This is a genomic window from Streptobacillus ratti (assembly GCF_001891165.1).
Taxonomy (GTDB): Bacteria; Fusobacteriota; Fusobacteriia; order Fusobacteriales; family Leptotrichiaceae; genus Streptobacillus; species Streptobacillus ratti.
This window is the reverse complement of the sequence record NZ_LKKW01000016.1, coordinates 1-12,353: the sequence shown is the minus strand read 5'-3', so window position 1 is coordinate 12,353 and position 12,353 is coordinate 1. Positions and strand designations below refer to the sequence as shown.

The following is a 12,353-nucleotide window of genomic DNA, read 5'->3' as shown; positions in this document are numbered from 1 at the left end:
TACCGAGGAGGACATGATTATGAGTAAAAATTTACAAAAAGAAAGATTTGATTTAATCTTGAAAATGGTAAAAGAAAATGATTATGTTAAGTATACGGATTTAGAAAAAAAATTAAATATTTCAATAGCTACAATAAGAAGAGATGTTTTAAAACTTGAAACCCAAGGTAAATTAAATAGGATTTCAGGGGGGATAGAATATAGGAATACTAATTTAGATGAAGATTATCATATTAGAAGTGTTAAATATTCTGAGAAAAAGAGAATGGTTGCAAAAAAAGCTTCAAAATATATTAAGCCTAATAGTCTGATATATTTAGATGCAGGGACTACTGTTTTTGAAATTATACCCTATTTAAAAAATATGAATGTAATTGTAGTAACTAATGGTGTAGAACATATTAATGAACTTATTAAAAATGAAATTTCATTTATATTGCTTGGTGGAGAAGTAAAACCTAAAACTAAAGCTATAATAGGAGTAACTGCAATGAAACAGTTAGAGCAATATAATTTTGATTTAGCATTTATGGGAACTAATGCAGTAAATGAAGAATTTGGATTTTCTACTCCAGATATTGAGGAAGCTATAATTAAAGAAAAAGCAATTAGTAAATCTCAAAAATCAATAGTTCTTGCAGATAGTACTAAATTAAATAATATTTCAAGAGTTAAATTTGCTAATTTTAAAGATGCTATTTTAATTACTGAAAAGAAAGAGGAAAAATGATTTATACTTTAACACTAAATCCAGCATTGGATTATGACATTTATTTAAATAAAACGGAATTAGGAAAATTAAATTTATCTAAAGATGTAAATTTTAGAGCAGGTGGAAAAGGAATAAATGTTTCAATTATGCTTAAAAATTTAGGTATGAATTCTATGGCTTTAGGATATATTTCAGGATTTACTGGAGAATTTATTAAAAAAAGCTTAGATGAAATGAATATATCAAATAATTTTATAGAAATAGATGGTATTACAAGAATTAATATCATAATTAATGATGGTGATAATGAAACTGAAATCGCAGGAATTTCTCCTAAAATATCTAAAACTGATGTGGATAAGCTTGCAGAGTTTATAAAAACATTGAAATGTGATGATATATTAATACTTTCAGGATCTATTCCAGAAAGCTTACAAAGAGATATTTACAAAACTTTATCTATGGAAACAGAAGCTAAAGTAATACTTGATACTAGGGGAGATAAATTAAGCGATAATGTTTATAACAACATATTGATTAAACCTAATATTAAAGAACTTGAAGATGTATTTAATGTTAGTCTTAATAGTGATGAGATGATATATGAGTATGCTCAGAAATTTATAGAGCAAGGTATAGAAAATGTTTTAGTTTCTATGGGAAGTAAAGGAGCAATACTTGTAAAAAAAGGTAGATACTATAAGGGAAACATACCTAGTGGTAAATATATTAATTCCATAGGAGCAGGAGATTCTATGGTTGCAGGATTTGCTTATGCTTATGTAAATAAATATAGTGATGAAGATATTTTAAGGCTTGCTATAGCTTGTGGCTCATCAACAGCTTATTCATATAATATAGGGGAAAAAGAATTAATAGATAAATTATTATTAGATATCAAAATAGAGGAGGTAAAATTATGAAATTAAGAGAATTATTAAGAGAAAACCAAGTTATCTTTAATTTAAGTGCAGATAATAAAAAAGATGCGATAATTGAAATGGCAAAGGCATTTAAACCAGATGTAATTAATGACCAAGAAAAATTTATTGAAGATTTATTTGCAAGAGAATCATTATCACATACTGCTCTTGAAGAGGGAGTTGCAACACCACATGCTAAATCTCGTGCAGTAAGTAAACCAGCATTAGTTATAGCTACAAAAAAAGAGGGAATAGATTTTAGTGAGGGTGAAGAAGATAAATCAAAATTATTCTTTATGATAGCTGTTCCTGAAAATGAGGGGAATTTACATATAGATATATTAACTAAACTTGCAGATGTAATGTTAGATGCTAATAAAGTTAATGCTTTAGTAAATGCTACAAGTTATAATGAAGTTATAGATATCATAGATAAGGAAGAAATTATGGAAAATAAAGAAAATAAAAATGACAAGTTTGTAGTAGCAGTAACAGCATGTCCTACAGGTATAGCTCATACATTTATGGCAAAAGATGCTTTAATTAAAGCAGCTAAAGAATTAGGGGTAAATATTAAGGTTGAAACTAATGGAACAGATGGAAGAAAAAATGAAATTACTAAAGAAGATTTAGAAAAAGCAAGTGGAGTAATACTTGCTATAAATAAGAGTGTTAATGAGGAAAGATTTAATGGATATAAGGTAATAAAGGTTGGGGCAAAAGATGGTATTAATAAAGCAAAAGAACTAATTTTAGATACTTTAGCTGGAAAAGGAAATGTTGCTAATTTTGAAAAATCAGGAAATTCTAATTTAGGTACTAGTGAGAAAAAAGGTATGTATAATCACTTAATGTCAGGTGTTTCATACATGTTACCATTAGTAATAAGTGGTGGAATATTAATAGCTCTTGCTTTCTTATTTGATAGTTTAGCAGGAAATTCTAATGTTGGTGGAGGATTCGGATCTACTTCTAAACTTGCATCTACATTTATGCAAATAGGTGGAGCAGCATTTGGATTATTTGTTCCTATACTTGCAGGATATGTTGCATATAGTATAGGTGAAAAATCAGCTCTTGCAGCAGGGCTTGTAGCTGGATCTCTTGCATCAAGTGGAGGTTCAGGATTTTTAGGAGCATTAATTGGTGGATTATTTGCAGGATATGTTACTAAATACTACTCTAAAATTACTTCAAATATAAAAAAACAATTACAAGGTATTAACCTTATACTATTTACACCGGTTATAACAGTTTTACTTACAGGACTTGTTATGTTATTTATGTTAAATCCTATAGTTAGTGGTATTAATACTGGAATAACTAACTTCCTTGAAAGTATGAATGCAAGTTCAAGAATACTTTTAGGTGCATTACTTGGAGGTATGATGGCTGTAGATATGGGTGGACCAGTTAATAAGGCAGCATATGTATTTGGTACTGGAACATTAGCAGCTACAGTTTCAACTGGTGGTTCATCAGCTATGGCAGCAGTTATGGCTGGAGGTATGGTTCCACCACTTGCAATAGCACTTGCAACTACAATATTTAAGAATAAGTATAGTAAAGATGAAAGAGAAGCAGGAATTTCAAACTATATCATGGGTATTTCATTCATTACTGAGGGAGCAATACCATTTGCAGCAGCAAATCCTTTAAGAGTTTTACCTGGAGCAATAATAGGAGCATCAATTTCAGGAGCATTAACTATGTTATTTAACATAAAAATTCCAGCTCCTCATGGTGGAATACTTGTAATGTTCTTAAGTTCTAACTTCTTCTTATACTTAATTTCAATAGTTATAGGTTCAATAGTAGGAGCTTTAATTTTAGGATTTTTAAAAAAAGGAACTGAAAATTAGAAATATAAAGAGGGTTTTATCAAAAAAGCTTTAACCCTCATTTTTAATATTTTCACCTATCAACTATAACTAGAATATCATTTTCTTGAATAATTGTATTTCCGTTAGGTATCATAGATTTTTCATTTCTTTTTATCATAACAACAAACATTTTTTTATCTAATTCATATATATATTTATGGTAAAGTGAAGAATTTTTATCAATAAATTTTTCATAAAGATTTATTCTTGTATTTTTATCTTCAAAAGTTGAACCACATAAAACCATTTTATCCCCATTTTTAATTTTAGTATTTCCGTCAGGAATAATATTTTCACCATCTCTTATAATTAAAACTAACAGAACTCCCGGAGTAAATTCAATATTTTTTATAGTTAATCCTACCCATTTATGATATTTATCTATTTCAAAACTAATAAAATCAACATTTTCTTCATCTGAATAATCATTGAATGTTTTTAAAACGTTTTCAGTTTCATCTATCATATTTAATTTTTTAGAAACATATGGGATTAATGAACCTTGGAATGCTATAGATAATAAGACTATTATGAAGCTTATATTAAATATCAAATGTCCTGTTTCTTTGTTTGAAACTACGACTAAAATTGAAAATACAACAGAAGCAGCTCCTCTAAGCCCAGCCCAAGAAACAAGCATTATTTGCTCTTTACTAGATTTTAAAGGCATTAAAAGACAACTTATAACTATAGGTCTTATTATAAAAGTTATAGCTAACATTAAAATAATTGATGGTATTATATATTTTAGTGCTATTGCTGGACTCACTAGTAAACCAAGTAGGAAGAAAATTACCATTTGCATAATACTAGTTATTCCATCAAAGAATGAAATTATTTCAGATTTTCCTTTAAATTTTGAATTACCTACTATAATACCAAATAAGTATATTGCAATATATCCATTACCACCCAAAGTTTCAGAAAAAGCATATGTTAGAAGAGTTGTACCCATTAAAAATGCCATTGTGAAACCTATATCTAAAGCCTTTATCTTTTTTAGTAAAAAAATTGTTAATTTTGCAACAATAAAACCAATAGCAATACCATAAATTATTTGTTTTAAAAGTAATAGAGGTAGACTTAAACTACTAGATGAAGATATGAATGCCATTGTTAAAACATAAGCAAAAGGGTCATTAGATCCACTTTCTATCTCCAATAATGAGGCTGTATTTTCTTTTAAGTTTAGCTTATATGACTTTAGTATAGAAAATACTGAGGCTGCATCAGTTGAGCTTAAAACGGCTCCAGTTAAAAGGGCTGTTTTCCATTCTAATTTTAAAACAAAATAAGTAAAAGTAGCAGTTAAAAATGCAGTAAACAAAACTCCTAAACTTGATAAAATTAATGATTTTTTCAATACTGGACGAGCCATAGATAATTTTGTATTAAATCCTCCGAAAAAGATTATAAAAACTAGTGCTAAGGAACAAATATCTTTAGATAGTTCAAAATCGCTAAAATTTATTTTAAAAATACCATTTTCTCCAAATATGATTCCTAGCCCAATGAAAATTAGAAGCATAGGGACACCAAATTTACTTAAATATTTATATACAAATACACATGCAATAAGTACAACAGAGAAAAAAAGTAAAATATGAATCACTATATCACCTCTTTAAAATTTTTATTATATATTTTGTAAATTATATCACATTTAATAAAGAAAATTAATATCATAAATATTTTATAATGGATATATTAAAAATAAACAATCTTTTTGTAAAGTATAAATAAAATAATATAAAATATAGTTGACATAATTAAAAATATATTGTATACTTGGATTAAGCAAGAAAAGGAGATGATTTTATGAAATATAATATTGTAAATGAAAATGTTTTTTTAGCTATTATGCTTATATGCTTTATTATTATAGCAATACTTGCAAAAAAATTAAAACCTAAGAAATATGATGAAAGACAAAATATAAATGTTAATTTAGGATATAGATATGGTTTTTGGGGCATGGTAATATTTATGGTAGTATACTCATATATTCAAGAAAAAATATTAATTGTATTATTTAATATAAAATCATTAGATTTATATACGTTTAGTATACTATCTATGTTTATAGGGATTACAATAGTTGCATTATTTAGTATAATTAAAGATTCATATATACATCCAAAAACTAATATGAAAATACTCTATTTATTGAATATCTTTCTAGGAATACTTTGTTTATTGATGTTTTTAAAATATGGTTCATATATCTATATTATTTTAATGATAATACTATTTTTAATTATAGGGGCTGTATTTATTAAAAATCTGTTATATAAAGAGGAAGAAGAATGAAAAATTTAAAATTGAAATCAGCTAGAGCTTTAAAAGATTTATCACAACAACAACTAGCAGATATTGTAAATGTTTCAAGACAGACTATAAATGCCATAGAAAAAGGGGACTATAATCCAACAATAAATTTATGTATTTCAATATGTAAAGCATTAGATAAAACTTTAGATGAACTATTTTGGGAAAATTAAAAAATAATTTCAAGGATTAATTCTGTATAATTAGGAATTAATCCTTTTAATTTTTTAATTAATGAAAAAATATTAACATTTTTTGTATCACATTTTCATTCTTATTTTACACTATTGACTTTTAGAAAAATGGAGATATAATATACTGAAAAGTTTAGAAAACGGTTTCTAAAGAGGGCGAATTATGAAGAAAACAATAATAGAAGTTGCTAAACATGCTGGAGTATCTAAAACAACTATATCAAGATACTTAAATGGTAAATATGAATTTATGTCAGTAGAAACTAGAGAAAAAATAGCTAGAAGTATTAAAGAACTTGATTATGTTCCTAATGGAATGGCAAGAAGTTTGAAAAATAAGCAAAGTAAAATAATAGGCTGTATGATAGCTGATATAGGTAATCAGTTTTCAAGCTATATTTTCAAAGGTATATCTGAAATATGTCAAAAAAATGGTTATAGAGTTTTAGTTACAGAAATAAGTAACAATGAAGAAGATGAAATAGAAGCTATAGAATCTTTAATATCATATAATATAGATGGATTAATAATTAATACATCAGGAAGTAATGATGATTATTTAATAAATTTAGTTAAGGATAAAAAAATTCCTGTAGTATTAGCTGATAGAAGTATACATAAAAAAAATGTGATAGATACAGTTACAATAAATAATCATGATATTACATGTGAAGCTATGAAACATATATATGATAATGGGTATGAAGAAGTTGCCTTTTTCAGTTATGAATTGAGTAATAACATACGGGAATTAAGACATAGTGCATATGTAGAATCACTAGAAAAATTTTTTGGTATAAAAGATGATATTACATATATTTATGAGGAAAAAGATGACAAAAATTTAAATAAGAAAATCCTTGAATTTTTTGGAAGAAATGATAAAAGAAAATCAATCTTTTGTATGAATGGAAAAGTATTATTAGAGGTATTACAAAGCATTAAAAAATTAGGTTTTGATATAGAAGAAGATGATATAGGGATATGTAGCTTTGATGATTGGGGCTGGGCAGAACTCGTAAATAAAGAGGGTGTTACAACCATAAGTCAAGAATCATATGAATGTGGAGTTAAGTGTGCAGAAGTAATGCTAGAAAGAATAAAGAATTTGGACAAACCTATAGAATATATAGAATTATCAGCTAAATTAATACAAAGAGGTTCAACAAGGAATAGGAGTAAAAAATGAAAAAGGTATTATTAGTTGGAGAAGCTATGATGCTTCTTATGGCTGAAGATGGAGAAAATCTATCTTCTGTTAAAAAATATTTAACAGGCATAGCAGGTGCAGAATTAAATGTATGTGTAGGTTTAACAAGACTTGGTTTTTTTTGTGAATACTTAACTAGAATAGGTAATGATCCTTTTGGTGAGAAAATACAAGATTTTCTTAAAAAGGAAAATATAGGAATGAAATATATTGAAATAGATAATGAAAATAAGACGGGCTTACAATTAAAATCTAAAGTAGAAAATGGAGATCCTTTAACATACTACTTTAGAAAAGGTTCGGCTGCAAGTAAGATATCTAAAAAAGATATTGAAAAAATAAATATAGATGAATTTGATTTAATACATATAACTGGGATACCTTTAGCATTAAATGATAATTTAAGAGAAGCTATAATATATTTAATGGATAAAGCTAAAGCAAAAGGGAAATATATTACATTTGATCCTAATTTAAGACCATCTATATGGGAAAATGAAGAAACTATGATAAGGGTAATTAATGATGTTTCTAAAAAAGCTGATTTGATATTACCTGGTATAAATGAAGCTGAAATATTATTGAAAAAACATAATATTGATGAAATAGTTAGAGAATATAATAAGATGGGAATAAGTAATATAGTATTAAAAGAGGGAGAAAAAGGTTCTCATTATTACATTAAAGATAAACACTATTTTATGCCAAGTTTCAAAGTAGAAAAAGTTGTAGATACTGTAGGTGCAGGAGATGGATTTGCAGTTGGTATAATATCAAGTATATTAGATGGACTATCTTATGAAGAAATGCTTAAAAGAGCAAATGCAATAGGTGCAATACAGGTAGGATATAGGAGTGATAATGAGGGACTTCCTAATAAAGAACAATTAGATAGATTCATTAAAAATAATAAATAGAGGTAATATTATGAAAGAAAAAGTGTTAGAAATTATTGAAAAAGAAAAACTAGTAGCAGTAATAAGAGGAAAAGATGAAGAAGATGCTTATTTAATATCAAAGAAAGTTATAGAGGGTGGAATAAGGATAATAGAATTAACTTTTTCAACACCATTTGTAGAAAATACAATAGAGAGATTAAGTAAAGAGAATATATCTGGAGTATTAATAGGAGCAGGAACAGTACTAGATGATATTACAGCAAGGATAGCAATAATGAAAGGGGCAAGATTTATAGTATCTCCTCATTTAGATAAAGATATATCAAGAGTGTGTAATAGATATAAAGTACCATATTTACCTGGGTGTGCAACAATAACAGAGATAGTAAAAGCATTAGAAAGTGGAGTAGACTTAGTAAAACTATTTCCGGGAGATATGTTAGGAGCAGGATTTATAAAAAACACAAAAGGACCATTGCCACATGCAAATATGATGCCCTCAGGAGGAGTAAGTATAGAGAATATGGATAAGTGGTTAGAGGTAGGAGCTTATGCTTTAGGAATAGGTAGTGCCTTAACAAAGCATATACCAACAAGAGGATATGAGAGTGTAAAAGAGGAAACAGAAAAATTTTGTAAAAAATATAAAGAAGTTATTGACTCATTAAAAAAATAAGGTATAATTTATTAACTATTTCTAAAGGAAAAATCATGAATGAAATGTTATTAAAAAGAAAAGAATATTTAATAGGGAATTTTAAAGATTTACCATTAAATAAACGAGAACAAATAGAAGAAATACAAGAAAAAAATATAGAAAAATTGATATGTTTAGAAAATTTGAATATAGCTGAGGTGAAGTTAAAATATAATAGTATATTAGAACTAGCTAAAGCATATAATCAACTGGGAAATGTCAGATATAAAGATAAAAAAATTAAAAATATTATACTTAAAAGTTTAAAAATATTAAGAAAACTTTACTATAATCTATCATCAGTAGAAAAAATGAATTGGTGGCAATGGGAAATAGGTATACCTTTATTATTAAATGACATATTTATACTAATGAATGAAAAAGAATTTGATTTTGAAAAAGAAGAAAATTTAAAAACTAGTATATATTTTCAAAAAGATCCAAGGTATTCAGGTAATAATCCTGTAGCTATACATCCAAGTAATAAACCTCTTAGGATATCTACCGGTGGAAATAGAGTTGATACGGTTAAAATTTCGGTTTTTAGAGCCTTATTATTAAATAATGAAAAAGAATTAGAACTTGCACTTAAATCACTTCCAGAAGTTTGGGAATGTAAAGAAAAAATAAATGGCATAGAAACCGTTACACAAAGAGATGGTTTCTATAATGACGGTTCATTTATACAACATGGAAGTGTAGCATACAATGGAACATATGGAAATGTCTTATTACAAGGTATAGGTGAAATACTTTATGTTATAGGTAATAGTAAGTATTTAAAATATCTTGATGGTGTACATAAATTAAAGGAAATAATACTTAATAGTTATAAGCCATTTATGTATAAGGGTTCATTTCCTGATATGTTAAATGGTAGAGCGATTACAAGGGAAAATTCATCTGACAGGACTATAGGACAGATGTTATTAAATTCAATAATGTTAATATCTTATGGTTTAGATGATGAAGATTTAAAAAATTTTGTTGCAAGTGAAATGTTAAGATATGAGGATTATTCATATTTTGATAATGAAATATCTCCTTTTATGTATAATTTAGCTAAAAAAAATATACATGGAAGAAAAAAAGAAGAGTATAAACCTTTAATTAAAGTCAGTAATACTATGAATAGGGTCTTTATTAAAGATGAAAAAAAAGCTATAGCTATTGCAGGACATAGTAATAATATTTCAAACTATGAGAGCTTTAATGGAGAGAACACAAAAGGTTGGTATACAGGAGATGGAATGTTATACATTTATACTAGTGATATAACATATACTAATTATTGGAATAATGTTGATATGAGATATATGCTAGGGACTACAGAAGTTTATGAAGATTTAAATGGTATAAATACATCACAAACTTTAAATGTTAATATGAGTAATGCAAAAATAGTAAAGGCTATAGAGAAAAACAATAAAATGATGTTTTTTATGGAATTTGAAAATCATAATAAAAGTTTAAAAATGTATAAATCATATATATACACTGGTAATAAAATGATTTGTTTAAATACTAATATTAATACAAAAGAAAAAATATATACAACCATTGAAAATAGGTTATATAAAGAAAGACCTAAAATAGTAATAGAAAATAGAAAAATATTGATTAATGATTTGATATTTAATATAGTTACAGAACATGAATTTAATTTTGACATTAAAGAACATGAATTTGGATATTTTGTAAAAGTTTGGATAGAACATAAATCCAATGAAAATCTTTATTATGAAATAATATTTGAAGATAATAATGAAACATTAAATGTTGAGGATTATAAGGAGAGTATTATTATAACAAACGCTAATGTAAAATATGAAATAAATACAAAAGAGAAAGAGGTGTTGAGATTTGAATAAATTTTTAACTGAAATGTTTTCACTAGATGGAAAATTAGCAATAGTTACTGGTGGAAATACAGGACTTGGATTAGCTTATTCAAAGGCTTTAATGGAAGCAGGAGCAGATTTATTGATATCTACTTTTGATGATAATGTAAGTGAAGTTGTGGAATATGCTAATAAATTAGGGAAAAAAGTAATATTTGTAAAAGGAGATTTAACTAGAAAAGAAGTTAGGGAAGAAATAGTAGTAAAAGCTATTAATGAGTTTGGGAAAATAGATATACTTGTTAATAATGCAGGAACTATAAGACGTGCTCCACTTTTGGAATATAGTGAAGAAGACTGGAATGCAGTAATGGATATTAATTTAAATGCTCTATACTTCTTATCTCAAAGAGTAGCAAAAGTTATGGTAGAGCAAGGTCATGGAAAAATAGTTAATATAGCATCAATGCTTTCATTCCAAGGAGGAAAATTTGTTCCACCATATACAGCAAGTAAACATGGTGTAATGGGACTTACAAGAGCATTTGCAAATGAACTTGCAGAAAAAAATATACAAATTAATGCAATTGCACCAGGGTATATTAAAACAGCAAACACACAACCTATAAGAGATGATGTTAAAAGAAATCAAGAAATTTTAAATAGGATACCAGCAGGTAGATGGGGAGAAACAGAAGATTTAATGGGTGCTGTAGTATTTTTATCATCTAAAGCATCAGACTATATTAATGGACATGTACTAGCAGTAGATGGTGCATGGTTATCAAGATAATAAATTTAGGAGGAAAAAATATGAAATTAGATGTTAGATATTCAGTACATCCAAGAGATATGAAAAAATATGATACTAGGGAATTAAGAGAAAACTTTTTAATAGAAGAAGTATTTGTTGAAGATATGGTAAATTTAATTTATTCACATGATGATAGAATGATTACAGGTGGAGTAAAACCAGTGAATAAAGAAGTTGTTTTAGGAGAAGTTAAGGCATTAGGAACAGAGTTCTTTTTACAAAGAAGAGAAATAGGTTTAATTAATGTTGGTGGTAAAGGAAAAGTTATAATAGATGGAATGACTTATGAAATGAATAAAAAAGACGGGCTATATATAGGAATGGGTAATAAGGAGCTTATATTTACTTCTGATAATAAGGAAAATCCTGCTAAATATTATATAGTTTCTGCACCAGCTCACAAAGAATACCCTATAGTTAAAATAGATATAGATAAGGCAAATCCTGTAAAACTTGGAGCATTAGAAACTTCTAATGAAAGAACTATATATAAATATGTTGATCCTTCAGTTTGTCAGTCTTGTCAGTTATTAATGGGTATGACTATACTTGAAACAGGAAGTATATGGAATACTATGCCAGCACATACACATGATAGAAGAATGGAAACATATTTTTACTTTGATATGGAAGAAAATACTAGAGTATTCCACCTTTTAGGTGAACCTAATGAAACTAGACATTTAGTAATGAAAAATGAACAAGCAACAATTTCTCCATCATGGTCTATACATGCAGGAGCAGGAACAGGAAGTTACACATTTATTTGGTCTATGGCCGGAGAAAATCAAAATTATGCCGATATGGATGTAGTTCCTATGGGCGATTTAAAATAGGAGAGAATAAATGGCA

At 27.0% G+C, this 12,353-nt stretch carries 12 protein-coding genes; 11 read left to right on the top strand and 1 reads right to left on the bottom strand.

The features are described from left to right. The first annotated feature begins 19 nt into the window (after window positions 1-19). The 3 genes from BT993_RS03860 to BT993_RS03850 are packed head-to-tail and all read left to right on the top strand — an operon-like array spanning window position 20 to window position 3,497. On the top strand, window positions 20-730 hold the full coding sequence (locus tag BT993_RS03860) for a DeoR/GlpR family DNA-binding transcription regulator (RefSeq protein WP_072593322.1): 711 nt from the start codon (window positions 20-22) through the stop codon (window positions 728-730). Beyond that, window positions 727-1,635, top strand: coding sequence for a 1-phosphofructokinase (gene pfkB, locus BT993_RS03855; RefSeq protein WP_072593321.1), 909 nt, complete (start codon window positions 727-729; stop codon window positions 1,633-1,635). The genes BT993_RS03860 and pfkB overlap by 4 nt, the downstream gene beginning before the upstream one ends. Beyond that, window positions 1,632-3,497, top strand: a complete 1,866-nt coding sequence (locus BT993_RS03850; protein ID WP_072593320.1) for a PTS fructose transporter subunit IIABC — start codon at window positions 1,632-1,634, stop codon at window positions 3,495-3,497. Before pfkB ends, BT993_RS03850 begins: the two co-directional genes overlap by 4 nt. Before the next feature lie 52 nt (window positions 3,498-3,549). Here the strand turns inward: BT993_RS03850 and BT993_RS03845 are convergent, their stop codons facing one another. Continuing rightward, window positions 3,550-5,130 carry a potassium/proton antiporter gene (locus BT993_RS03845; RefSeq protein WP_072593319.1) on the bottom strand — a complete coding sequence of 527 codons (1,581 nt, stop codon included), beginning with the start codon at window positions 5,128-5,130 and terminating at the stop codon, window positions 3,550-3,552. 206 nt (window positions 5,131-5,336) lie between these two features. Between BT993_RS03845 and BT993_RS03840 the strand changes: the two genes are divergently transcribed. The 8 genes from BT993_RS03840 (at window position 5,337) to kduI (ending at window position 12,337) form a co-directional block, all read left to right on the top strand. Continuing rightward, on the top strand, window positions 5,337-5,828 hold the full coding sequence (locus tag BT993_RS03840; RefSeq protein WP_072593318.1) for a hypothetical protein: 492 nt from the start codon (window positions 5,337-5,339) through the stop codon (window positions 5,826-5,828). After that, complete coding sequence (locus BT993_RS03835) at window positions 5,825-6,019, top strand: helix-turn-helix transcriptional regulator (protein WP_072593317.1); 195 nt, start codon at window positions 5,825-5,827, stop codon at window positions 6,017-6,019. The genes BT993_RS03840 and BT993_RS03835 overlap by 4 nt, the downstream gene beginning before the upstream one ends. A gap of 184 nt (window positions 6,020-6,203) precedes the next feature. Continuing rightward, a complete protein-coding gene (locus BT993_RS03830) occupies window positions 6,204-7,229 on the top strand; it encodes a LacI family DNA-binding transcriptional regulator (protein ID WP_072593316.1) in 1,026 nt (341 codons plus the stop codon). Further along, window positions 7,226-8,167 carry a sugar kinase gene (locus BT993_RS03825; RefSeq protein ID WP_072593315.1) on the top strand — a complete coding sequence of 314 codons (942 nt, stop codon included), beginning with the start codon at window positions 7,226-7,228 and terminating at the stop codon, window positions 8,165-8,167. The genes BT993_RS03830 and BT993_RS03825 overlap by 4 nt, the downstream gene beginning before the upstream one ends. Before the next feature lie 10 nt (window positions 8,168-8,177). Further along, on the top strand, window positions 8,178-8,825 hold the full coding sequence (locus BT993_RS03820; RefSeq protein WP_072593314.1) for a bifunctional 2-keto-4-hydroxyglutarate aldolase/2-keto-3-deoxy-6-phosphogluconate aldolase: 648 nt from the start codon (window positions 8,178-8,180) through the stop codon (window positions 8,823-8,825). A gap of 35 nt (window positions 8,826-8,860) precedes the next feature. Then, window positions 8,861-10,717 carry a polysaccharide lyase family 8 super-sandwich domain-containing protein gene (locus BT993_RS03815; RefSeq protein WP_072593313.1) on the top strand — a complete coding sequence of 619 codons (1,857 nt, stop codon included), beginning with the start codon at window positions 8,861-8,863 and terminating at the stop codon, window positions 10,715-10,717. After that, window positions 10,710-11,480 carry a 2-dehydro-3-deoxy-D-gluconate 5-dehydrogenase KduD gene (gene kduD / locus BT993_RS03810; RefSeq protein WP_072593312.1) on the top strand — a complete coding sequence of 257 codons (771 nt, stop codon included), beginning with the start codon at window positions 10,710-10,712 and terminating at the stop codon, window positions 11,478-11,480. The genes BT993_RS03815 and kduD overlap by 8 nt, the downstream gene beginning before the upstream one ends. 20 nt (window positions 11,481-11,500) lie before the next feature. After that, a complete protein-coding gene (gene kduI, locus BT993_RS03805; protein WP_072593311.1) occupies window positions 11,501-12,337 on the top strand; it encodes a 5-dehydro-4-deoxy-D-glucuronate isomerase in 837 nt (278 codons plus the stop codon). The last annotated feature ends 16 nt before the right edge of the window (window positions 12,338-12,353 follow it).